The following is a 21,844-nucleotide window of genomic DNA, read 5'->3' on the forward strand; positions in this document are numbered from 1 at the left end:
GTCTCGTTGTCAGGGCAGGGCGGAGGATGCCGGGCTGGCCGCTAGGTGCGCGCCAGCCGAAGGGCGTTGATCACGACCAGCAGTGAGCTGACCGACATGCCGAAGGCGGCCCAGAGCGGAGTGACCCAGCCCAGCGCGGCAAATGGCAGGACGCTGCCATTGTACAGCGTCGCCCAGGCGAGGTTCTGGATGATGATGCGGCGGGTGCGCGAGGCGACCGACAGCGCCTGGACCAGGCTTTCCAGCCGGTTCGAGAGCAGCACCGCATCCGCGCTGGTCTTGGCCAGGTCGGTGGCGCTGCCCATGGCGACGCTGATGTCGGCACCGGCGAGGACGGGGACGTCATTGACGCCGTCGCCCAGCATCAGCACACGCCGGCCTTGCTGGTGCAGATCCCGCAGCACGGCCAGCTTGGCGTCCGGGCTGAGGCCGCCGCGTGCATCGTCAATGCCGAGCTGGCGGGCGATCTCGTCGACCATCGGCGAGCTGTCGCCGGACAGCAGCATGATCCGCCAGCCTTTGGCCTTGCAGGCCTCCACCAGCAACGGAGCGTCTTCACGCAGGCGATCATCGAGCACCAGCCACGCCAGCGGCCCGTTGTCATCACCCAGCAGCAGCCACTGGCCCTGCTGGCCGGGAATGGCGGGCGCTGCCCAGCCACCGAGTTCGGCGACGAAGTCGGCCTGGCCAATGCGCAGGCGGCGCCCCTCCACAAGGCCTTCAAGCCCCTTGCCGGGGATGCTGCGCACTTCGTCGGCGGCCACCGGCGCACGGCCAAAGGCGCGGGCGATGGGGTGTTCGGAGCGGTTCTCGAGTGCAGCGGCCAGGGCCAGGCAGGCGTCGCCGTCCAGGCTCGCGAGGGGGTGGATGGCGCTCAGGGTCAGCCGGCCCTCGGTGAGAGTGCCGGTTTTGTCGAAGATCACGGTGTCGATGTGGTTCAGCCCTTCCAGCACATGGCCCCGGGTCAGCAGGAGCCCGAGCTTGTGCAGGCTGCCGGTGGCGGTGGTGAGGGCGGTGGGTGTGGCCAGGGCCAGGGCGCAGGGGCAGGTGGCGACCAGCAGCGACAGCACGACCCAGAAGGCGCGGGAGGCGTCGATTTCCCACCAGATCAGCCCGACTACGGCGGCCGCCAGCAGGACGAAGATGAGGAACCACTGGGCGACCTTGTCCGCCAGTTCGGCGAGGCGCGGCTTGTCGGCCTGGGCGCGTTCCAGCAGGCGCACGATGGCGGACAGCCGGGTCTTGTCGCCCAGGGCCTGGACTTCGAGGGTCAGTGGCCCTTCGACGTTGAGCGTGCCGGCAGTGACGGCATCGCCCGGGTTGCGCGGCAGGGGCAGGTACTCGCCGGTGAGCAGGGATTCGTCAACGCTGGAGCGGCCTTCCAGGATCACGCCGTCGGCCGGCATCAGGGCGCCCGGAGGCACCAGGACGCGGTCGCCCAGCTTCAACTCGTCGAGGAGGATGCGCTGGCCTTGTCCGGTGTCATCCAGCCGCAGGCAGGAGGCGGGCAGCAGGTTGACCAGTTGGGCGGTGGCGGCGGCCGTTCGCTCGCGGGCACGGCGTTCGAGGTAGCGGCCGGCCAGGAGGAAGAGGGCGAACATGCCCACAGCGTCGTAGTACAGCTCGCCCGTGCCGGTGACCGTCGACCAGATACCGGCCACGTAGGCGCCGCCGATGGCGAGGGACACGGAGACGTCCATGCTCAGGTGACGGGTGCGCAGGTCCCTGAGCGCGCCGCGGAAAAACTGGCCGCAGCAGTAGAAGACGATGGGGGTGGTGAGGAACAGGCTGACCCAGCGCAGGATCTTGTCCAGCTCCGGCGTCAGGTCGATGTTGAATTCGGGCCAGGTGGCCATCGCGGCCATCATCACCTGCATCCACAGCAGGCCGGCGACGCCCAGCTGGCGCATGGCACGGCGGTTCTCGGTGGCGAGTCGCTCGGCGGCTTCGTCGGCCTTGTAGGGGTGGCCGGCATAGCCGATGCGGCGCAGCTCCTTGAGCAGGCTGCTGAGGGGGATCTGGCTGTCGGCCCAGCGCACCTGGAGCCGGTGGTTGGACAGGTTGAGGCGCGCTTCGGCAACGCCTGGCAGGCCCCGCAGGTGCTTCTCGATCAGCCAGCCGCAGGCGGCGCAACTGATGCCTTCGATGAGCAGGCTGGTCTCGCTGAGTTCGCCTTCGTGCTGGACGAAGGGTTGCTGGACGTCCGCGCGGTCAAACAGGGCCAGTTCGTCCGGCAGGGCGCCGGGGAGGGCATCTGGGTTGGCGGCGGTCTCGCTGCGATGGCGGTAGTAGCTCTCCAGGCCGCCGGCGACGATGGCTTCGGCCACGGCCTGGCACCCTGGACAGCACATGGCCCTCGTCTCTCCCAGCACGAGGGCCTCGTAGGGACTGCCGGCGGGAACCGGCAAGCCGCAGTGGTAGCAGTTGAGTGGGGCGGGCATGGGCGAGGCTTATTCGCCGAGCTGGGTTACGCCACCCGCCTCAAGGTTTTCTTCTTCGAAGAGACGCCAGTCCTGGCCGTCTTCCTGGCCGATCAGTTCAACGAAGCGGCGGCCGCTAATGTTGTCTTCCAGGTGTCCGGCGTAGAGGCCGGGTGCCTTGGGTTGGAGCACGACGCGGCGATCCTTCTCGGGCTGGGTAGGGGAGAGGAGGCTGAGCACCAGGTGCTGGGGCTGGCTCTTGCCGTCGAGGCGGACCTCGACCTCGCCGCTGTCATTGTCGAAGCGAACCTCGGCACGCATGCCCAGGCTTTGGGCCAGGTTCTCGCGCTCCAGGGAGGTGTTGATGCCCTTGCCGACCTCGTAGTAGTTGTCTGCCACTAGGCTCGGCGGGTTCTTGATGGCGACTACCAGCATGGTGGTCCCCAGCACCACGGAGGTGCCGAGGATGCCGAGGATGAACCACGGCCAGGGTTGCTTGTACCAGGGGCTTGGGGCTTCGGACTGCATGGTATTCCCGTTCTAGCGGACGCTGGGGCCGATGAAGCGGCTGTCGGCGTCGTTCTCGATGCTGGCGTCATCCACCGCGCGGACGCGGAAGACAATGGTGTTGGTGCTGGACGGCAGCTTGTCCGGGTCGATGGACAGTTCCACCGGTACGGACAGGACTTCGCCTGCCTCGGCACGCACCTCGCGCTTGCCCTCGTAGACCAGGCCATCCAGGCCGTCGGCTTCGAGTACGAAGTCGATGTCCTTCTGGGCCTTGTTCATGATCTTCAGGGTGTAGACGTTCTCGATGCGGCCTTGCTCGTTTTCGCGATAGAGCACCCGGTCCTTGATGACGTCCAGTTCCACCAGGGAACGGGCGCTGACGGCATAGCCGAACAGGCTGATCATCGCGACGAGGGCGGCAGCGTAACCGATCAGGCGGGGGCGCAGTAGGTGCGTCTGCTGGCCGTTCAGGTTGTGTTCAGTGGTGTAGCTGATCAGCCCCTTGGGATAGTTCATCTTCTCCATGATGCTGTCGCAGGCGTCGATGCAGGCGGCGCAGCCGATGCACTCGATCTGCAGGCCGTCACGGATGTCGATGCCGGTGGGGCAGACCTGCACGCACATGGTGCAGTCGATGCAGTCGCCCAGGCCCTGGGCCTTGTAGTCGACGTTCTTCTTGCGCGGACCGCGGGATTCGCCGCGACGCGGGTCGTAGGAAACGATCAGGGTGTCCTTGTCGAACATCACGCTCTGGAAGCGGGCGTAGGGGCACATGTAGATGCACACCTGCTCGCGCAACCACCCGGCGTTGCCGTAGGTGGCCAGGGTGAAGAAGCCGACCCAGAAGTAGGCCCAGCCGTCCGCGTTGCCGGTGAAGAGGTCGGTCACCAGGTCGCGGATGGGGGTGAAGTAGCCGACGAAGGTCAGGCCAGTGACGAAGCCGATCAGCAGCCAGAGGCTGTGCTTGGCCGACTTGCGCAGGAATTTGTTGGCGCTGGCGGGGGCCTTGTCGAGCTTCATGCGCTGGTTGCGGTCACCCTCGGTGACTTTCTCGCACCACATGAAGATCCAGGTCCACACGCTCTGCGGGCAGGTGTAGCCGCACCAGACACGGCCGGCGAACACGGTGATGAAGAACAGGCCAAAGGCGCAGATGATCAGCAGCCAGGACAGGAGGACGAAGTCCTGGGGCCAGAAGGTGGCGCCGAAGATGTAGAACTTGCGTTCCGGCAGGTTCCACCAGACGGCCTGTCGGTCGTTCCAGGTCAGCCAGACGGTGCCGAAGTAGAGCAGGAAGAGGAAGGCGCCCCCTGCCATTCGCAGGTTGCGGAAGAGGCCGGTGAAGGCTCGGGTGTAGATCTTTTCGCGGCTGGCGTAGAGGTCGGTGCTTTGACCGCCTTTTGCCGGGGGAGGGGTAATGTTCTGGACGGGGATCTGTTCGCTCATCTATCTCGTACCACGGCTGTTTGGCTTGCCCCGATCAGTGCTTGCCGAACGGGATCTTAGTGCCACATCACATATGGTACGCCTGATAGCTGCCCGCCATGTGCGACAGTGCGTCGCGCATGGCGGGCATAGGTACTGCTTATTTGCCTTCGGCTTCGGTCGCACCCTTGTGGGAGAGACTGTACACGTAGGCGGCCAGCAGGTGGACCTTGTCGTTACCCAGGTGTTCTTCCTGCGCCGGCATCATGCCCTGGCGACCATAGCGGATGGTCTGCTGCAGTTGGGCAAAGCTGCTGCCGTAGATGAACGCGTTGGGGTGGGTCAGGTTCGGAGCGCCCATGGCCGGGGTGCCCTTGCCTTCCGGACCGTGGCAGGCCACGCAGTTGGCAGCAAAGATGGCTTTGCCGTTTTCCGGGTTGGCGTTGGCGTCCTTCGGCAGGTCGCGACCATCCAGGGTCTGGCGCACAAAGGCGGCGACGTCACGAACGCCTTGCTCACCGATTACTTCGCCCCAGGCCGGCATCACGCCGTGACGGCCGCCGAGGATGGTGGTCTTGATGGTCTCGGGCTCACCACCCCAGCGCCAGTCGGCGTCGGTCAGGTTCGGGAAGCCGTAGGAGCCCTTGGCGTCGGAGCCGTGGCACACCGAGCAGTTGGAGGCAAAGAGACGACCACCCATTTTCAGGGCTTTCTCGTCCTTGGCCACTTCCTCGATGGGCATGGCGGCGTATTTCTTGAACAGCGGGCCGTATTGCTGATCGGCCTTGTCCATTTCCTTTTCCCACTGGTGGACACCGGTCCAGCCGCTTTCGCCGTTGGCGAAGGGCTTGCCTTCGGCCACTTCGTTGTAGCCGGGGAAGATGCCTTTCCAGTTGCCCATGCCCGGGTACAGAACCAGGTAGCCGACGGCGAACACGAGGGTGCCGACGAACAGCATGAACCACCACTTGGGCAGCGGGTTGTCGTATTCCTCGATGCCGTCGAAGGCATGGCCGAGGGTTTCTTCGGTGGTTTCCTGGCGCTGGCCCTTGCGGGTGGCAAAGATCAGCACCGCCAGTGCCACCAGGGTGGCGCTGGTCAGGAGGGTTACGTACCAACTCCAGAACGTGGTCATTCGCTCTTACTCCTAGAAGCTTCGTCGTCGCGCTTGGTGTCCGCCGGCTTGTCATCAGCGAAGGGCAGGTTGGCAGCTTCGTCGAAGCTGCTCTTGCGCTTGCCGTTGTAGGCCCAGAGGACGACGCCGATGAAGGCGACGAACACCAGGATGGTTCCCAGCCCGCGGAGAGTCTGGATATCCATCGTGCTTACCGTTTGTTCTTGATCGAGGTGCCCAGACCCTGAAGGAACGCCACCAGTGCGTCCATCTCGGTCTTGCCCTTGACCGCGTCACGTGCGCCGGCGATGTCATCGTCGGTGTAGGGGACGCCGAGGGTACGAAGCGCTTGCATCTTGGCAGCGGTGTCTTTGCCGTCGAGCTTGTTCTCAACCAGCCAGGGGTAGGCAGGCATCTTCGACTCGGGCACCACGTTGCGCGGGTTGTACAGGTGCGCACGGTGCCAGTCGTCGGAGTAGCGGCCGCCTACGCGGGCCAGGTCCGGGCCGGTCCGCTTGGAGCCCCACAGGAAGGGGTGGTCCCACACGCTTTCACCGGCAACGGAGTAGTGGCCGTAGCGCTCGGTCTCGGCGCGGAAGGGGCGAACCATCTGCGAGTGGCAGCCGACGCAGCCTTCGCGGATGTAGATGTCGCGGCCTTCCAGCTCCAGCGCGGTACGCGGCTTCATGCCTTCGACCGGGGTGTTGGTCACGTCCTGGAAGAACAGCGGGACGATCTGCACGAGACCGCCGATGCTAACGGCGATCACCATGAACAGTGCCAGCAGACCGACGTTCTTCTCGACTAATTCGTGTTGCTTCATTAGTGAGCTCCTTGCGGAATCTGGGCAGCCGCATCGTACTCGGCCGGCTTGGCGGCGCGTACGGTACGGAAGGTGTTGTAGGCCATCAGCAGCATGCCGGTCACGAAGAAGGCGCCGCCGATCATGCGCACCAGGTAGCCCGGGTGGCTGGCCTCAAGGGCTTCGACGAAGGAGTAGGTGAGGGTGCCGTCTTCGTTGACTGCGCGCCACATCAGACCCTGGGTGATGCCGTTGACCCACATGGAGGCGATGTACAGAACGGTACCGATGGTAGCCAGCCAGAAGTGGGCGTTGATCAGGCCGACGCTGTGCATCTGCTCGCGACCGAACACCTTCGGGATCAGGTGGTAGAGCGAGCCGATGGAGATCATGGCAACCCAGCCGAGGGCGCCGGCGTGTACGTGGCCGATGGTCCAGTCGGTGTAGTGGGAGAGGGCGTTGACGGTCTTGATGGCCATCATCGGGCCTTCGAAGGTCGACATGCCGTAGAACGCCAGGGACACCACCAGGAAGCGCAGGATGGGGTCGGAGCGCAGCTTATGCCAGGCACCGGACAGGCTCATCATGCCGTTGATCATGCCGCCCCAGCTCGGAGCCAGCAGGATCAGGGACATGGCCATGCCCAGGGACTGGGCCCAGTCCGGCAGCGCGGTGTAGTGCAGGTGGTGCGGACCGGCCCAGATGTACAGGGTGATCAGCGCCCAGAAGTGCACGATGGACAGGCGGTAGGAGTAGATCGGACGCTCGGCCTGCTTCGGAACGAAGTAGTACATCATCCCCAGGAAGCCGGTGGTCAGGAAGAAGCCCACCGCGTTGTGACCGTACCACCACTGGATCATGGCGTCGGTTGCACCGGCATACAGCGAGTAGGACTTGGTCAGGGTGACGGGGATTTCCATGCTGTTGACGATGTGCAGCATCGCGGTAACCAGGATGAAGGCCCCGAAGAACCAGTTACCGACATAGATGTGCTTGGTCTTGCGCTTGATCACGGTGCCGAAGAACACGAGCGCGTAGGTGATCCAGACCACCGCCAGCAGGATATCGATCGGCCATTCCAGCTCGGCGTACTCCTTGGAGGAGGTGTAGCCCAGCGGCAGGGTGATGACCGCCAGCACGATCACCGCTTGCCAACCCCAGAAGGTGAACGCGGCGAGAGTGTCGGAGATCAGGCGAGTCTGGCAGGTGCGCTGTACCACGTAGTAGGACGTGGCAAACAGGGCGCAACCACCGAAGGCGAAGATCACCGCGTTGGTATGCAAGGGACGCAGACGGCCGAAGCTGGTCCACGGAAGGTTCAGGTTGAGTTCCGGCCACACGAGTTGTGCGGCAATGAACACGCCTAGACCCATCCCAATGACCCCCCAGATCACCGTCATAATGGCGAACTGGCGGACCACCTTATAGTTATAAGCAGTCTGACTGATTGCTGTGCTCATGCTAGGGGTTCCACGGTTAATGGAGTTTTTCGGGACAAAAAAGCGGCGGCAAGTATGGAGAAAGAGGGTATGCAATGCAACGACACATGCCGTCACAAACCCGCTTTCCAAGCCCTCTGGAAAGGGTTTCCAACCTGTTTGCCAGGTGTCCCGACCGTGGTTTCCCAGTGATCGGTTCCAGTGCTTTCGAGAGGGGAAAGTCGCCTCGTGGTTATGCCGGGCGGCGACTACGGACCATATTAGTGCAAGGTCCAACTCGTGAAAGGCTACTGGTCGGAACGGGTGCGACATCGCGTCGCACTATATATAAGGAGGGGTGGACACCTCCCTGTGTCCGGTTTGCCCTTCTTGCGTCGGGCTGCCTTTGCGCGGCTTCCGTCAGGCGCCTTTCGGGCCGGGCGGGGTGGCGACGCCTCCTTGCGTCGCCGGTCTCGGGTTACTCCGCTGCGACTTTGTCGCCGCCCTTGCGGGACAGGCTGTACACGTAGGCGGCCAGGATGTGGACCTTGTCCTGACCCAGGTACTGGTCCTGGGCGGGCATCTGGCCGTTACGACCGTAACGGATGGTCTGTTGCAGTTGGGCCAGGCTGGAGCCGTAGATCCAGGCGGCGGGCTTGGTCAGGTCCGGAGCGCCCATGGCCGGGGTGCCATGGCCTTCGGGGCCGTGGCAGGCCACGCAGGTGCTGGCGAACAGGGCCTTGCCGGCGGCCACGTCGGCCTTGGCGTCTTCCGGCAGCTTCAGGCCGGCCAGGTCCTGGCGGACATAGGCGGCCACGTTCTTGACGCCATCCTCACCGAGTACCTCGCCCCAGGCCGGCATGGCAGCCATGCGACCGTGGAGGATGGTGGTCTTGATGGTTTCGGCGTCGCCGCCCCAGCGCCAGCTGTCGTCGGCCAGGTTCGGGAAGCCGACGGCGCCCTTGGCGTCCGAGCCGTGGCAGATGGAGCAGTAGGTGGCGAACAGGCGGCCGCCCATCTTCAGGGCCTGCGGATCCTGGGCAACGGCTTCGACCGGCATGGCCGAATACTTGGCGAAGATCGGGCCGTACATCGCGTTGGCCTTGTCCACTTCGCGCTGCCATTGCTTGTCCTGGGTCCAGCCGTCGTCATAGCCCGGCAGCACGCCCTTCCAGTTGCCCAGGCCCGGGTAGAGCGCCAGGTAGCCGAAGGTGAAGATGATGGTGCCGACGAACAGCATGAACCACCACTTGGGCAGCGGGTTGTCGTACTCCTCGATGCCGTCGAAGCTGTGGCCCATGGTCTTGTCGACCGTGCCCTTGGCTTCGCCCTTGCGGGTGGCGAAAACCAGCCAGAGCAGCGCCACCAGGGTGAACAGGGTGAGCAGGGAGATGTACCAGCTCCAGAAAGTGCTCATTCGAATGTGCTCCTAGAATCATTCCGGTCTTGCGGGCTTGGCAGGTCGTCGCCGAAGGGCAGCAGGGCGGCCTGGTCGAAATCGGCCTTGCGGCGCCCGCTGTAGGCCCAGCAGATAACCCCGATCATCGCGACCAGCACCATCAGGGTGCCCAGGCCGCGAAGCGTTCCGATGTCCATGCCTTACCTCTTGTTCTTCAGGCTGGTGCCGAGCACCTGCAGGTAGGCCACCAGGGCGTCCATCTCGGTCTTGCCCTTCACGGCATCGGAGGCACCGGCGATGTCTTCTGCGGTATAGGGAACGCCCAGCGTGCGCATGGCCGAGAGCTTGGCGGCGGTGTCCTTGCCGTCCAGGGTGTGCTCGACCAGCCAGGGGTAGGCGGGCATCTTCGACTCGGGCACCACGTTGCGCGGGTTGTAGAGGTGCGCACGGTGCCAGTCGTCGGAGTAGCGGCCGCCTACGCGGGCCAGGTCCGGGCCGGTCCGCTTGGAGCCCCACAGGAAGGGGTGGTCCCACACGCTTTCACCGGCAACGGAGTAGTGGCCGTAGCGCTCGGTCTCGGCGCGGAAGGGACGGACCATCTGCGAGTGGCAGCCGACGCAGCCTTCGCGGATGTAGATGTCGCGGCCTTCCAGTTGCAGGGCGGTGTAGGGCTTCATGCCTTCGACCGGGGTGTTGGTCACGTCCTGGAAGAACAGCGGGACGATCTGAACCAGGCCGCCGATGCTGACGGCCAGGATCATGAACAACGCCATCAGGCCGACGTTCTTCTCGATGACTTCATGCTTTTTCATCTATCGGCTCCTCAGGCGATCTGGGCGATGGCGTCGTACTCGGCCGGCTTGGCGGCCTTGACGGTGCGGTAGGTGTTGTAGGCCATCAGCAGCATGCCGGAGAGGAAGATCGCGCCGCCGATCATGCGCACCACGAAGCCGGGGTGGCTGGCTTCCAGCGCTTCGACGAAGGAGTAGGTGAGGGTGCCGTCTTCGTTGACTGCACGCCACATTAGGCCCTGGGCGATGCCGTTGACCCACATCGAGGCGATGTAGAGCACGGTGCCGATGGTGGCCAGCCAGAAGTGTGCGTTGATCAGGCCGACGCTGTGCATCTGCTCGCGACCGAACACCTTCGGGATCAGGTGGTACAGCGAGCCGATGGACACCATCGCAACCCAGCCGAGGGCACCGGCGTGTACGTGGCCGATGGTCCAGTCGGTGTAGTGGGAGAGGGCGTTGACGGTCTTGATGGCCATCATCGGGCCTTCGAAGGTGCTCATGCCGTAGAAGGCCAGGGAGACCACCAGGAAGCGCAGGATTGGATCGTCGCGCAGCTTATGCCAGGCGCCCGACAGGGTCATCATGCCGTTGATCATGCCGCCCCAGCTCGGAGCCAGCAGGATCAGGGACATCACCATGCCCAGGGACTGCGCCCAATCCGGCAGCGCGGTGTAGTGCAGGTGGTGCGGACCGGCCCAGATGTAAACGGCGATCAGCGCCCAGAAGTGCACGATGGACAGGCGATAGGAGTAGACCGGACGGCCCGCCTGCTTCGGCACGAAGTAGTACATCATCCCCAGGAAGCCGGCGGTCAGGAAGAAGCCCACCGCGTTGTGGCCGTACCACCACTGGATCATGGCGTCGGTCGCACCGGCATACAGCGAGTAGGACTTGGTCAGGGTGACCGGGATTTCCAGGTTGTTGACGATGTGCAGAATGGCCACGGTCAGGATGAACCCGCCGAAGAACCAGTTGCCCACGTAGATGTGTTTGGTGCGGCGCTTCATCACGGTGCCGAAGAACACCATGGCGTAGGCCACCCAGACGACGGTGATGAGCAGGTCGATCGGCCATTCCAGCTCGGCGTATTCCTTCGAGCTAGTCCAGCCCATCGGCAGGCTGATCGCGGCGAGCACGATCACCAGTTGCCAACCCCAGAAGGTGAAGGCCGCGAGGCCATCGGACACCAGGCGGGTCTGGCAGGTACGCTGGACGGCGTAGTAAGAGGTTGCGAACAGCGCGCAGCCACCGAAGGCGAAGATCACCGCGTTGGTGTGCAGCGGGCGCAAGCGGCCAAAACTGGTCCAGGGAAGGTTGAAATTGAGCTCCGGCCAGGCCAGCTGAGCGGCAATGAGAACGCCGAGCCCCATCCCGACGATTCCCCAGACCACCGTCATGATGGCGAACTGGCGGACCACCTTGTAGTTGTAGGCGGTACTGACTTCTGTGTTCATGTGCTTGGGCTTCCGTACACGGTTTTTTAGGAATTGCCGCGAAAGCATGGTTAAACACCCGTTTTGCCCCATTGATCTGGATCAACAGCCAACAGCTAGCGGAGAAGTCCGAATGTTCCTGTGGGAGAGGCCGTCAGGCCCGACTGATAGCACCCTGATACTGGCCCACGGCGCAGGCGCGCCGATGGACAGTCCGTTCATGGATGAAATGGCGCGGAGGCTTGCGCAGAGCGGCATTGCGACCGTGCGCTTCGAGTTTCCCTACATGGCTGCGAGGCGCGAAGACGGGCGTCGCCGTCCCCCCAATCCGCAGGCCGTATTGCTCGATTGCTGGCGGGATGTGCATGCCCAGGTGCGACAGCAGGTCACGGGGCAATTGGCCATCGGTGGCAAGTCCATGGGCGGGAGGATGGCCAGTCTGCTGGCCGATGAGCTGAAGGCCGACGCCCTGGTCTGCCTCGGTTATCCCTTCTACGCCGCCGGCAAACCCGAGAAGCCCCGGGTGGCGCACCTGGCGGATCTGCGCACCCGCACCCTCATCGTCCAGGGCGAGCGGGATGCCCTCGGCGACCGCGAAACCGTCGCCGGCTACTGCCTCTCCGACGCCATCCAGCTGCACTGGCTGGAAGCCGCCGACCATGACCTGAAGCCCCTCAAGGCGTCCGGCCACACCCATGCCGAGCACCTCCAGACTGCCGCCGAGCAGATCGCCCGCTTCCTCAAAGGGTGAGCGGAGGAGGGCGGGTCAGCGGCGCAGCAGGTCCAATGCGCCACCGCCTTCCTTCACCGTCTGCAGGATGATTTCCGAACGGATGTCGGTCACCCCGTGGGCCCGGTTCAGGCGCGTGACGATGAAGTCGGAGAACTGCTTCAGGTTGCGCGCCTGCACCCGCAGCACGTAGTTGCTCGCCCCGGTCACGATGTAGGCGCTGACCACCTCCGGCCAGCCCTGCAGCTGCTCCACGAAGCGCTCGTGCCAGTCCGCCTCGTCCTGGCGCATGGACACATGCACCAGCGCCTCCAGCTCCACCCCCAGGCGCTCCGCGTCCAGCACCGGTCGATACCCCCGCACGATGCCGCTGTCCTCCAGGTTGCGCAGGCGCCGCAGGCAGGCCGACGGTGACAGCGAGACCCGTTCCGCCAGCTCCTGGTTGCTGATCCGGCCGTCGTGCTGCAGGCAATGGAGGATGCGGATATCGGTGCTGTCCAGGGTCATGAGAATAAAATTTCAGGAAAATGGAGTTTCATAGAATTTACTGCGACTGGATGACGCAAGCGTCGCAAAGATAGCACGATAATTCGAAGGCCTTTGCAGCATGATTTTTTCGCCCAACGAGGAGAAGACCATGCGCAATGAGCCGTTGCTGTGGGACATCAGCCCACCCCTGAACAGCCAGACCCCCACCTGGCCTGGCGACACCCCTTTCCAGCAGCACGCCACCTGGCAGATCGACGCGCACTGCCCGGTCAACGTCGGGCGCATCACCCTCTCGTCCCACACCGGCGCCCACGCCGACGCCCCGCTGCACTACGACCCGGCCGGCGCCGCCATCGGCGCCGTCTCGCTCGCGCCCTACCTCGGCCCCTGCCGCGTGATTCATTGCCTGGACGCCGAGGGCCTCGTCGAACCCCATCACCTGCAGCCTCACCTCGCCGGCGTCCCGCCCCGGGTGCTGATCCGCACCTGCCAGGTCGCCCCGCAGGACCGCTGGCCCGACACCTTCACCGCCATCGCCGCCGACGCCATCGCGCTGCTCGCCGCCCATGGCGTCTGCCTGGTGGGGACCGACACCCCGTCCCTCGACCCCCAGCACAGCAAGACCCTCGACGCCCACCACGCCGTTGCCGCCCACGGCATGGCGATCCTCGAAGGCCTGGTGCTCGACGAGGTACCCCAGGGCGATTACGAACTCATCGCCCTGCCGCTCAAGTTCACCCAACTCGATGCCAGCCCGGTCCGTGCCGTGCTGCGTCGCCTGTCGACCTAGGAGCCGACCATGACAACAAGACAAGCCTGCCTCGACCTCGACGCCCGCGATGCCCTCGCGCCCCTGCGCGACGCCTTCGCCCTGCCCGATGGGGTCATCTACCTCGACGGCAACTCCCTCGGCGCGCGCCCCAAGGCCGCCCTCGAACGGGCCCGGCAAGTGGTAGAGGACGAATGGGGCACCGGCCTGATCGGCAGCTGGAACGAAGCCGGCTGGCGCGGCCTGCCCGAGCGCCTGGGCAACCAGCTCGCCGGGCTCATCGGCGCCGGCCAGGACGAAGTGGTGATCACCGACACCACCTCCATCAACCTCTTCAAGGTGCTGGTCGCCGCCCTGCGCGTGCAGGCCCAGCGCGACCCCGCTCGCAAGGTCATCGTCACCGAGAGCAGCAACTTCCCCACCGACATCTACATGGTCGAAGGCCTCGCCGACCTGCTCCAGCAGGGCTACAGCCTGCGCCTGGTGGACACCCCCGAGGAACTGCCCGCCGCCATCGGCACCGACACCGCCGTCGCCCTCATCACCCAGGTCAACTACAAGACCGGCTACCTGCATGACATGCAGGCCCTCACCGCCCTGGCCCACGAATGCGGCGCGCTGACCATCTGGGACCTCTGCCACTCCGCCGGCGCCGTGCCCATCGACCTCACCGCCGCCAAGGCCGACTACGCCATCGGCTGCACCTACAAGTACCTCAACGGCGGCCCCGGCTCCCCCGCCTTCGTCTGGGTCGCCCCCGCCCTGCGCGAGCTGGTCTGGCAACCGCTGTCCGGCTGGTGGGGCCACGCCCGCCAGTTCGGCATGGAGCCCGCCTACGAGCCGGCACCCGGCATCGGCCGCTACCTCTGCGGCACCCAGCCGATCACCTCCCTGGCCATGATCGAATGCGGCCTCGAGGTCTACGCCCGCACCAGCATGGAGGCCCTGCGGGAGAAGTCCCTGGCCCTCACCGACCTGTTCATCGAGCGCGTCCAGGCCCGCTGCGGCCAGCACCCGCTCACCCTGGTCACCCCCCTGGAGCACGCACGCCGTGGCAGCCACGTCAGCTACGAGCACCCCGAGGGCTACGCCATCATCCAGGCGCTGATCGACCGGGGCGTGGTCGGCGACTACCGCGAGCCGCGCATCATGCGCTTCGGCTTCACCCCCCTCTACACCCGCTTTGTCGACGTCTGGGACGCCGCCGAAACCCTCGGCGAGATCCTCGACAGCGAGGCCTGGCGCCAGGAGCGCTTCATGGCCCGCAAGCAGGTGACCTGACCCCAAGCACCCGGCGCCCACCCGGGCGCCTCCACCTCTCACCCATAACCACAACAAGAGGTCGATGAGATGAACACCCCGCGATTGGCCCGCGCCGCCTTGCTCCTGAGCGGCATCGCCGCCAGCCCGCTGATGGCCGCCGACAGCCCCGAAGGCTTCCTCGAAGGCAGCCGCCTGCAGCTCAACCAGCGCAACTTCTACTTCCACCGCAACCTGCTCAACAACCCGGGCGGGCAGAACTACCGCGAGGAGTGGGCCCACGGCTTCACCCTCGACTACCAGTCCGGCTACACCCAGGGCACCGTCGGCTTCGGCCTGGACGCCTACGCCAACCTCGGCCTCAAGCTCGACAGCAACCGCGCCCGCACCGGTACCGACCTGCTGCCGATCGACTCCCGGGGCCGCCCCGAAGACAGCCAGGCCGAAATCGGCGGCGCCCTCAAGCTGCGCGTCTCCCGCACCGAGCTGAAGTACGGCAGCCAGGCCCCCATGAACCCCGTGTTCGGCACCGGCAACGCGCGGCTGTTCGCCCCCATGCCCATCGGCTTCTCCCTCGGCAGCCGCGAGGTGGAGAACCTGCTGCTGGAGGCCGGGCATTTCACCGCCGGTAACGACGGCAACTCCACCAACCGCGACGGCGCCCTCAAGGCTCTGTTCGCCCAGGTTGAAACCCGCCGCGCCGACTACCTCGGCGGCCAGTGGACCCCCAGCGACGCGACCCACGTGTCCGCCTACGCCTCGCGCTATGAGGACATCTGGCGCCAGTACTACCTCGGCGCCGGCCAGCGCCTCGACCTGGCCGACCAGCAGTCCCTGACGCTCGACGCCAGCTTCTACCGCACCCTCGACCAGGGCCGCAGCCTGGCCGGCCGGATCGACACCACCGCCTGGTCCGCCTCCGCCCGCTACCGCTTCGGCGCCCACGCCCTGACCCTGGCGCACCAGCGGGTGAACGGCGACCAGCCCTTCGACTACCTCGGCTTCGACCGCCAGCCCGGCACCTCCATCTACCTCGCCAACTCCGTGCAGGTCCTCGACTTCAACGCCCCCAACGAGCGCTCCTGGCAAGTGCGCTACGACCTCGACTTCGCCCCCTTCGGCGTGCCCGGGCTCAGCTTCATGAGCCGCTACATCCGGGGCGACCACATCGACGACAGCCACCGCAGCAGCCCCAGCGCCTACCAGCGCTACGGCGAGGCCGGCAAGCGCTGGGAGCGGGACATCGAACTCGGCTACGTCGTCCAGGGCGGCAGCGCCAAGGACCTCTCCATCCGCCTGCGCCAGGCCAGCATTCGCTCCACCGCCCAGGTCGGCCGGGCCGATACCGCCGACAACAACGAACTGCGGGTGATCATCGACTACCCGCTGCAACTGCTCTGACGCCCCGCATAACGACAACACCGAGGCACACGATGAACGACAAGACAGGATTCGCCGCCATCACCGCGCGCGAGCAGGGGCTCAAGCGCCAGCTCACCTCCGGCCAGATGGCCATGATCGCCATTGGCGGTGCCATCGGCACCGGCCTGTTCATGGGCAGCAGCTTCGCCATCGGCTTCGCCGGCCCCGGCGTGCTGGTCAGCTACGCCATCGGCGCCCTGATCGCCCTGCTGCTCATGGGCTGCCTGGCCGAAATGACCGTCGCCCACCCCACCTCCGGCTCCTTCGGCGCCTACGCCGAGTTCTACATCAGCCCCCTGGCCGGCTTCCTGGTGCGCTACGCCTACTGGGCCGCCATCGTCCTGGCGGTCGGCACCGAAGTGACCGCCATTGCCGTGTACATGAAGTACTGGTTCCCCGCCGTCGCCGGCTGGGTCTGGATCCTGCTGTTCTCCGCCGCCCTGGTGGTCACCAACGCCATCAGCGTCAAGGCGTTCGGCCACTTCGAATACGGCTTCTCGGCGATCAAGATCGGCGCCATCGTCGCCTTCATCCTGCTCGGCGCCTGGCTGGTGTTCGGCGGCGGCGACCCCGCCTACGGCTTCCACCACTACGTCGCCCACGGCGGCTTCATGCCCCACGGCGTCTCCGGCGTGTGGATCGCCGTGATCATCTCCATCTTCAGCTACCTCAGCATCGAGATGATCGCCGTCGCCGCCGGCGAGGCCGAGCAGCCGGAGGTGGCCGTCAAGCGCGCCTTCCGCGTCACCATGGCGCGCCTGCTGGTGTTCTACATCCTCACCCTCGCGCTGATCCTCGCCCTGGTGCCGTGGAACCAGTCGGGGCAGGGCGCCCAGAGCCCCTTCGTGATGGTGATGGAGCAGGTGGGCATCCCTGGCGCCACCGGGCTGATCAACTTCGTCATCCTCGTCGCCGCCCTGTCGGCCATGAACAGCCAGCTCTACACCACCACCCGGATGATGTTCAGCCTCGCCCGTGCCGGCCACGCCCCGCGCCTGATGGGGCGCCTCGGCAGCAACGGCGTCCCGCTCAATGCCCTGGCCCTGTCCTGCACCGGCATCGCCCTGGCCACCCTGGTCAACCTGGTGTTCCCCGAGGAGTCCTTCATGCTGATGATGGCCATCTCCATCTTCGGCGCGCTGTTCGCCTGGATGATGATCTTCCTCACCCACTACCGCTTCCGCCGCTACCACGCGCGCAACGGCGGCCTGCAGCTGTCCTTCCGCATGTGGGGCTTCCCCTGGGCGACCCTGCTGGGCTTTGGGCTGATGGTGGCCATCCTCATCACCACCGCCTTCGTCCCGGCCTTCCACATGACCCTGGTGTTCGGCATCCCCTTCCTGCTCGTGCTCTGGGGCGCCTTCCACCTGCTCACACGGCGCGCCAGCCTGCTGGTGGAGGCCGAACAGGCGCCGGTAGGGGAGAGCTGACGCCGCCGCAATCCACCTGGAAAAAGACACGCTTCGGCGTGTCTTTTTCGTTGCGGTGTCGAAGCACACGCGCGCCCATCTGCGAACCCATCGACAGGAACCCATCCCGGGGATTGACCTGGCCCGCGCCCCGTCGAAGATGGCGCCCTGGGCACGCCCATCCGCAGGCAGGGAAGCCGCCTCGCCGGGCGTCGAGGATGACCCATACAAGGAGGTCGGCAACATGCAGGGCATGGCATTGATCGGGATGCTGCTGGTGGACACGCTGCCCGCGCTGCTCCCCGGGCGGCGAGCGTTTCTGGTGGCCCTGGCCGGGGTGGCCGTGCTCTACGGGGCGCAAGTCGCCTGGTTCTTCTGGGCCGTGGAGCGGGATGCGACCGAGGGGCCCTCGTTCATGGCCCGTATCGCCATCCTGGGCGTCGAGCAGGTGCTCGTCGTTGCCTCGATCATCGGGCGGCTCATCGCCCACTTCCTGGCCCGCCGACTGGGCCGGTACGCGCGGGCCGGCCCAGTCGGCGGGCTTGCCCTGCTGGCGGCCAGCCTCTGTGCCTTCTCGCTGAGCGGTTACGCCGCGCCCATGCTCATGGGCGCTGCAGCGCCGTTCGTCTGGTTCTGCATGGCCTTGCTGCTGGCGCCTCGTCCAGATCGGGGCCTGTCATTCGCCTGACCCGAACGTGCGGGAGGCTTCAGATGGGGGCTTTGCGGCCCTCGACCTTCTGCCTTGTGTATTCATCAAGCGCAGCGGCATTTGGGTCGCTAAGGATTTCCCTACAGAAAATCGGGAAGTGCCGATAACCATTGAGTCCGGATCACAGGAAGATGAAGCGGAACTGAAGGCAACCCCCAAGCCGATGGGCTCGTTGTTGCATCAGCCTCTCATTCCGTTTGGCTTGGCTACTCTGAGGAAGGTCGCTCCGGCTACCGGACGACCACTGCGGGCAGTAAGGGCAAAACGTTTCGACCCCATACCGCGAGGAGCTCATCATGCTGTTCAGAAAGAGCCGAGTCAGCCCTGACATCAAGACCCCCCAGGACGAAGAAAACCTCCAGCGGCTGCGCGCCATCGAGGACAACGTCGCGTCCATCTCCTTCACCCCCCGGGGCGACATCATCACCGCCAACCCCCTGTTCCTCCAGGTGGTCGGCTACACCGAGCAGGAACTCGTCGGCAAGCACCACCGCATCTTCTGCGAGGACAGCTTCCGCAACTCCAGCGCCTACGAACGTTTCTGGACGTCTCTCGCCAACGGCATCTCCCAGCGCGGCGTGTTCAAGCGCATTGCCAAGAACGGTGCGGTGATCTGGCTGGAGGCGACCTACTTCCCGGTCAAGGACGCCTCCGGCCGCGTGGTGGAGGTGCTGAAGATCGCCAGCGACGTCACCCAGAAGCACTCCGACCTGCTGGTGCTCGGCGCGCTGAGCGACGCGCTCCGCCGCTCCATGGCCATGATCGAGTTCACCCCCGATGGCGAGATAATCGACGCCAACGACAATTTCCTGCGCCTGATGGGCTACGGCCTCGGCAGCCTCAAGGGTCGCCACCACCGCATGCTCTGCCTCGACGCGTTCTACAAGGAGAACCCCGACTTCTGGGCCAACCTCAAGGCCGGCAACTTCTACCGTGGCCACTTCGAGCGCAAGACCGCCTCCGGCAGCACCGTGCACATCGAGGCCAGCTACAACCCGGTGAAGGACGAGTCCGGCACCGTGTTCAAGGTGGTCAAGTTCGCCATCGACGTCACCGAACAGGTGCGCCGCAACGAAGAGGTCCGGCGGGCTGCCGAACTGTCCTTCGCCACTGCCGAGGAGACCGCGCAGATCTCCAACCGGGGCATGGATTCGCTCGACCAGTCGGTGGCCATCTCCGCCACCACCCTGACCATGGTGAACACCGCCGTGGACCTCATTTCCAAGCTGAGCCTGCAGGCCAAGGACATCGAGAACATCGTCACCACCATCCAGGGCGTCGCCGAGCAGACCAACCTGCTGGCCCTCAATGCCGCCATCGAAGCGGCGCGGGCAGGGGACATGGGGCGCGGCTTCGCCGTGGTGGCCGACGAAGTGCGGCAACTGGCCGGGCGCACCAGCGGCGCCACCATCGAGATCAAGAGCGTGGTCACCGAGAACGTGAAGATGACCCAGCAGATCGACGACTACATGAAGAGGATCGAAGCCAGCGCCAAGGACAACAACGCGCAGATCTCCACCGTCGCCTCCATCATGGGCGAGATCAGCCGGGGCGCCGAACACGTCGCCAAGGTGGTCTCGGCGCTCTTCAAGTAACCCCGTCGGAAACGCTCTCCAGCGGGCTCGCCGGCTCGCTCTTCATGCGCGGCATCTCGATGCCGTGCTGCTTCACCCGCCGGTACAGGGTCGCCCGGGAGATGCCCAGGGCCCGCGCGGCGGGCAGCGGTTGCCAGCGGTGGCGCACCAGGGCGTCCAGCAGGGCCTGGCGTTCCGGGCTGGCGGGCGTCTCGTCCCGGAGTTCCGGCGCTGCGCCGCGCAGCTCTTCCGGCAGGTCCTGCAGGCGCAAGGTGTCGCCGGGGCAGATGGCGCAGGCATAGCGCAGCACATGGCGCAGCTGGCGCACATTGCCCGGCCAGCGATAGCCCAGCAGGCATTCCAGCGCCGCCTCGCACAGCCCCAGGCGCAGCCCGCAGCGGGCCGCTTCCTCGTCCAGCAGGCGGTTGATCAGTGCCAGCTTGTCCGTGCGTTCGCGCAGGGGCGGCAGCTCGAAGCGCGCCCCGTTGAGGCGGAAGAACAGGTCCTCGCGGAACTCGCCCGCCGCCACCAGCGCCGCCAGGTCCCGGTGGCTGGCGCAGATCACCTGGATGTCCACCGCCTGCCGGCGTGCCGCCCCCAGCGGCGCCACCTCGCCCTCGGCCAGCACCCGCAGCAGGCGGGTCTGCAGGGCCAGGGGCATGTCTCCGATCTCGTCGAGGAACAGCGTGCCGCCATCGGCCTGCTGCAACAGCCCACGCATGCCCTTGCGCTCCGCCCCGGTGAAGGCGCCGGCCACGTAGCCGAACAGTTCGCTCTCGATCAGGTTCTCCGGGATGGCCGCACAGTTCAGCGCCACGAAGGGCTTGCCCCGGCGTGCGCTGGCGTCGTGCAGCTGGCGGGCGAACACCTCCTTGCCGGCGCCGGTCTCGCCGTGGATCAGCACCGGCAGGTGGCGGTCCTTCACCCGCACCGCCAGGCGCAGGCTCTCCGCGATGCGTGGGTCCAGCTGCGTGGCATCGCGGCTCGGCAGCGCCACGCTCACCGCCCGGCGCGGCACGCTGAGGCGGATGTGCAGCCCTTGCTCGGGCACATGGCGCGGGTGCTCGTCGGCGGCGGCCCGCAGCAGGTCCAGGTCGAACACCTCGCCGATGTGCTGCGGCAGGCGCCCGTGGCGCTCCAGCAGGTAGTGCCGCGCCGCCGGGTTCAGCGCCTGCAGGCGGCCGTCGGCGTCCCAGGCGAACAGGTAGTCCGGCTGGCTGTCCACGTAGCCGGGGGCTGAATGGGCGCGCAGCACCCAGTGGCCACGGGTGCTGTGCATGAAGAAGGCGTTCTCGATATCGCGGGCGCTCTGCACCGCCATCTGGCGGATCAGGTGCTGGCTTCGGCGGTCGTCCGGCGATTCCACGGCGGACACGTCCAGCACCCCCAGCAACTGGCCCTGGGGGTCGAACACCGGCGCCGCCGAACAGGTCAGGCCGATGAAGGCGGCGCGGAAGTGGTCGCGCTTGTGCACCGTCACCGGCACCCGGTTGGTCAGCACCGCCGCCACCCCGCAGGTGCCTTCCTCGCCCTCCGACCAGCAGGTGCCCAGGTACAGCCCCGCCCGGCGGCACTCGCCACGGATGGTGGCTTCCACGCGGTAGTCGATGGTGCGGCCCTGGGCATCGGTGAGCAGCACGCAGTAGTCGGCATCGCGCACCCGCCCGTGCAGGCGCGAGACCTCCTCGCCGGCGATGCGCAGGAAGCTTTCCGCGCGTTCGCGGCATTCCTTCAGCAGCGTCTCGCTGAGGATGCGCGGCCCTTGCAACGAGCCCGGGTCCAGGCGGTGCTGGTCCATGGAGCGGCGCCAGGAGTCCAGGATCAGGTCCGGCACCGGTGGTTCGGGCAGGCGTTTGGCGTGGCGCAGCACACGGCTGACGCAGTCCACATGGGCTTTCGAGTTGGCAGGCAGCATGGGGCCTCCACGGCTCGTGTCGTTGTTCTTGTGCCGGTCATTTAAGCGCCGGCCCGGAGGGCGGACAAGCACGGCGGCGCGCCGCCCGGCGGATGAGACGCCGCGTCTCAGCGTCTCGCCGGCGCCCCGTGCAGGCTGACATGGCGCGTCTCAGATCGCGCTGCACACGGCGCGTCGACAAATCCCTCGCGGCCGCTCTGACCTGCACCTTTGCGCCCCGCCTGCGCCGTCCTGGCACCGCCCTTGCTCCTG

The 21,844-nt window shown here is 66.1% G+C and carries 20 protein-coding genes; 7 read left to right on the forward strand and 13 right to left on the reverse strand.

What is annotated here, in order from left to right; translation table 11 throughout:
* Positions 1-41 precede the first annotated feature (41 nt).
* The 11 genes from BM198_RS03225 to ccoN (BM198_RS03275) form a co-directional block, all read right to left on the reverse strand.
* Positions 42-2,441, reverse strand: coding sequence for a heavy metal translocating P-type ATPase (locus BM198_RS03225; RefSeq protein ID WP_074967738.1), 2,400 nt, complete (start codon positions 2,439-2,441; stop codon positions 42-44).
* 9 nt (positions 2,442-2,450) lie between these two features.
* Positions 2,451-2,948 carry a FixH family protein gene (locus BM198_RS03230; protein ID WP_074967740.1) on the reverse strand — a complete coding sequence of 166 codons (498 nt, stop codon included), beginning with the start codon at positions 2,946-2,948 and terminating at the stop codon, positions 2,451-2,453.
* A gap of 12 nt (positions 2,949-2,960) precedes the next feature.
* Positions 2,961-4,376 carry a cytochrome c oxidase accessory protein CcoG gene (gene ccoG / locus BM198_RS03235; RefSeq protein ID WP_074967743.1) on the reverse strand — a complete coding sequence of 472 codons (1,416 nt, stop codon included), beginning with the start codon at positions 4,374-4,376 and terminating at the stop codon, positions 2,961-2,963.
* A 139-nt stretch (positions 4,377-4,515) separates the two neighbouring features.
* Positions 4,516-5,490 (reverse strand): cytochrome-c oxidase, cbb3-type subunit III, encoded by a 975-nt coding sequence (gene ccoP, locus BM198_RS03240; protein WP_074967745.1) that lies wholly within the window; start codon positions 5,488-5,490, stop codon positions 4,516-4,518.
* Positions 5,487-5,675 carry a CcoQ/FixQ family Cbb3-type cytochrome c oxidase assembly chaperone gene (locus tag BM198_RS03245; RefSeq protein ID WP_044400436.1) on the reverse strand — a complete coding sequence of 63 codons (189 nt, stop codon included), beginning with the start codon at positions 5,673-5,675 and terminating at the stop codon, positions 5,487-5,489. The genes ccoP (BM198_RS03240) and BM198_RS03245 overlap by 4 nt, the downstream gene beginning before the upstream one ends.
* A gap of 5 nt (positions 5,676-5,680) precedes the next feature.
* A complete protein-coding gene (ccoO, locus tag BM198_RS03250; RefSeq protein ID WP_044400438.1) occupies positions 5,681-6,292 on the reverse strand; it encodes a cytochrome-c oxidase, cbb3-type subunit II in 612 nt (203 codons plus the stop codon).
* On the reverse strand, positions 6,292-7,731 hold the full coding sequence (gene ccoN, locus BM198_RS03255) for a cytochrome-c oxidase, cbb3-type subunit I (RefSeq protein ID WP_044400440.1): 1,440 nt from the start codon (positions 7,729-7,731) through the stop codon (positions 6,292-6,294). Before ccoN (BM198_RS03255) ends, ccoO (BM198_RS03250) begins: the two co-directional genes overlap by 1 nt.
* A 436-nt stretch (positions 7,732-8,167) precedes the next feature.
* Positions 8,168-9,106 carry a cytochrome-c oxidase, cbb3-type subunit III gene (gene ccoP / locus BM198_RS03260; RefSeq protein WP_044400442.1) on the reverse strand — a complete coding sequence of 313 codons (939 nt, stop codon included), beginning with the start codon at positions 9,104-9,106 and terminating at the stop codon, positions 8,168-8,170.
* Positions 9,103-9,285 (reverse strand): CcoQ/FixQ family Cbb3-type cytochrome c oxidase assembly chaperone, encoded by a 183-nt coding sequence (locus BM198_RS03265; protein WP_044400444.1) that lies wholly within the window; start codon positions 9,283-9,285, stop codon positions 9,103-9,105. The genes ccoP (BM198_RS03260) and BM198_RS03265 overlap by 4 nt, the downstream gene beginning before the upstream one ends.
* 3 nt (positions 9,286-9,288) lie before the next feature.
* Positions 9,289-9,900 carry a cytochrome-c oxidase, cbb3-type subunit II gene (gene ccoO / locus BM198_RS03270; protein ID WP_044400446.1) on the reverse strand — a complete coding sequence of 204 codons (612 nt, stop codon included), beginning with the start codon at positions 9,898-9,900 and terminating at the stop codon, positions 9,289-9,291.
* A gap of 11 nt (positions 9,901-9,911) precedes the next feature.
* A complete protein-coding gene (gene ccoN / locus BM198_RS03275) occupies positions 9,912-11,336 on the reverse strand; it encodes a cytochrome-c oxidase, cbb3-type subunit I (RefSeq protein WP_044400448.1) in 1,425 nt (474 codons plus the stop codon).
* Between the two features lie 46 nt (positions 11,337-11,382).
* Here ccoN (BM198_RS03275) and BM198_RS03280 point away from each other — a divergent pair, with 46 nt between their 5' ends.
* Positions 11,383-12,066, forward strand: coding sequence for an alpha/beta family hydrolase (locus tag BM198_RS03280; RefSeq protein WP_394328321.1), 684 nt, complete (start codon positions 11,383-11,385; stop codon positions 12,064-12,066).
* 15 nt (positions 12,067-12,081) lie between these two features.
* Here BM198_RS03280 and BM198_RS03285 read toward each other — a convergent pair whose 3' ends face one another.
* Positions 12,082-12,552, reverse strand: a complete 471-nt coding sequence (locus BM198_RS03285; RefSeq protein WP_074967749.1) for an Lrp/AsnC family transcriptional regulator — start codon at positions 12,550-12,552, stop codon at positions 12,082-12,084.
* Positions 12,553-12,682: 130 nt separating this feature from the next.
* Between BM198_RS03285 and kynB the strand changes: the two genes are divergently transcribed.
* The 6 genes from kynB (at position 12,683) to BM198_RS30615 (ending at position 19,698) form a co-directional block, all read left to right on the forward strand.
* Positions 12,683-13,324: an arylformamidase gene (kynB, locus tag BM198_RS03290; protein WP_074968042.1), complete on the forward strand. Its 642-nt coding sequence runs from the start codon at positions 12,683-12,685 to the stop codon at positions 13,322-13,324.
* A 9-nt stretch (positions 13,325-13,333) separates the two neighbouring features.
* Positions 13,334-14,584, forward strand: coding sequence for a kynureninase (kynU, locus tag BM198_RS03295; RefSeq protein ID WP_074967751.1), 1,251 nt, complete (start codon positions 13,334-13,336; stop codon positions 14,582-14,584).
* A gap of 69 nt (positions 14,585-14,653) precedes the next feature.
* Positions 14,654-15,964, forward strand: coding sequence for an OprD family porin (locus BM198_RS03300; RefSeq protein WP_083422314.1), 1,311 nt, complete (start codon positions 14,654-14,656; stop codon positions 15,962-15,964).
* 32 nt (positions 15,965-15,996) lie between these two features.
* Positions 15,997-17,415, forward strand: coding sequence for an amino acid permease (locus BM198_RS03305; RefSeq protein ID WP_074967753.1), 1,419 nt, complete (start codon positions 15,997-15,999; stop codon positions 17,413-17,415).
* A 223-nt stretch (positions 17,416-17,638) separates the two neighbouring features.
* Positions 17,639-18,082: a hypothetical protein gene (locus BM198_RS03310; RefSeq protein ID WP_074967755.1), complete on the forward strand. Its 444-nt coding sequence runs from the start codon at positions 17,639-17,641 to the stop codon at positions 18,080-18,082.
* Between the two features lie 317 nt (positions 18,083-18,399).
* Entirely contained in the window at positions 18,400-19,698 is a 1,299-nt protein-coding gene (locus BM198_RS30615; protein WP_083422315.1) for a methyl-accepting chemotaxis protein, read from the forward strand.
* On the opposite strand, the gene BM198_RS03320 is transcribed toward BM198_RS30615, so the two are convergent.
* Positions 19,691-21,592, reverse strand: a complete 1,902-nt coding sequence (locus tag BM198_RS03320; RefSeq protein WP_074967757.1) for a sigma-54-dependent Fis family transcriptional regulator — start codon at positions 21,590-21,592, stop codon at positions 19,691-19,693. The two genes, BM198_RS30615 and BM198_RS03320, sit on opposite strands and share 8 nt — an antisense overlap.
* Positions 21,593-21,844 lie beyond the last annotated feature (252 nt).

The organism is Metapseudomonas otitidis, from assembly GCF_900111835.1.
GTDB lineage: Bacteria > Pseudomonadota > Gammaproteobacteria > Pseudomonadales > Pseudomonadaceae > Metapseudomonas > Metapseudomonas otitidis.

Coding starts and splice junctions, on each gene's coding strand:
- BM198_RS03225 (WP_074967738.1), bottom strand. CDS start 2,441: ATGCCCGCCCCACTCAACTGCTACCACTGCGGCTTGCCGGTTCCCGCC.
- BM198_RS03230 (WP_074967740.1), bottom strand. CDS start 2,948: ATGCAGTCCGAAGCCCCAAGCCCCTGGTACAAGCAACCCTGGCCGTGG.
- ccoG (WP_074967743.1), bottom strand. CDS start 4,376: ATGAGCGAACAGATCCCCGTCCAGAACATTACCCCTCCCCCGGCAAAA.
- ccoP (WP_074967745.1), bottom strand. CDS start 5,490: ATGACCACGTTCTGGAGTTGGTACGTAACCCTCCTGACCAGCGCCACC.
- BM198_RS03245 (WP_044400436.1), bottom strand. CDS start 5,675: ATGGATATCCAGACTCTCCGCGGGCTGGGAACCATCCTGGTGTTCGTC.
- ccoO (WP_044400438.1), bottom strand. CDS start 6,292: ATGAAGCAACACGAATTAGTCGAGAAGAACGTCGGTCTGCTGGCACTG.
- ccoN (WP_044400440.1), bottom strand. CDS start 7,731: ATGAGCACAGCAATCAGTCAGACTGCTTATAACTATAAGGTGGTCCGC.
- ccoP (WP_044400442.1), bottom strand. CDS start 9,106: ATGAGCACTTTCTGGAGCTGGTACATCTCCCTGCTCACCCTGTTCACC.
- BM198_RS03265 (WP_044400444.1), bottom strand. CDS start 9,285: ATGGACATCGGAACGCTTCGCGGCCTGGGCACCCTGATGGTGCTGGTC.
- ccoO (WP_044400446.1), bottom strand. CDS start 9,900: ATGAAAAAGCATGAAGTCATCGAGAAGAACGTCGGCCTGATGGCGTTG.
- ccoN (WP_044400448.1), bottom strand. CDS start 11,336: ATGAACACAGAAGTCAGTACCGCCTACAACTACAAGGTGGTCCGCCAG.
- BM198_RS03280 (WP_394328321.1), top strand. CDS start 11,383: ATGGTTAAACACCCGTTTTGCCCCATTGATCTGGATCAACAGCCAACA.
- BM198_RS03285 (WP_074967749.1), bottom strand. CDS start 12,552: ATGACCCTGGACAGCACCGATATCCGCATCCTCCATTGCCTGCAGCAC.
- kynB (WP_074968042.1), top strand. CDS start 12,683: ATGCGCAATGAGCCGTTGCTGTGGGACATCAGCCCACCCCTGAACAGC.
- kynU (WP_074967751.1), top strand. CDS start 13,334: ATGACAACAAGACAAGCCTGCCTCGACCTCGACGCCCGCGATGCCCTC.
- BM198_RS03300 (WP_083422314.1), top strand. CDS start 14,654: ATGAACACCCCGCGATTGGCCCGCGCCGCCTTGCTCCTGAGCGGCATC.
- BM198_RS03305 (WP_074967753.1), top strand. CDS start 15,997: ATGAACGACAAGACAGGATTCGCCGCCATCACCGCGCGCGAGCAGGGG.
- BM198_RS03310 (WP_074967755.1), top strand. CDS start 17,639: ATGCAGGGCATGGCATTGATCGGGATGCTGCTGGTGGACACGCTGCCC.
- BM198_RS30615 (WP_083422315.1), top strand. CDS start 18,400: ATGCTGTTCAGAAAGAGCCGAGTCAGCCCTGACATCAAGACCCCCCAG.
- BM198_RS03320 (WP_074967757.1), bottom strand. CDS start 21,592: ATGCTGCCTGCCAACTCGAAAGCCCATGTGGACTGCGTCAGCCGTGTG.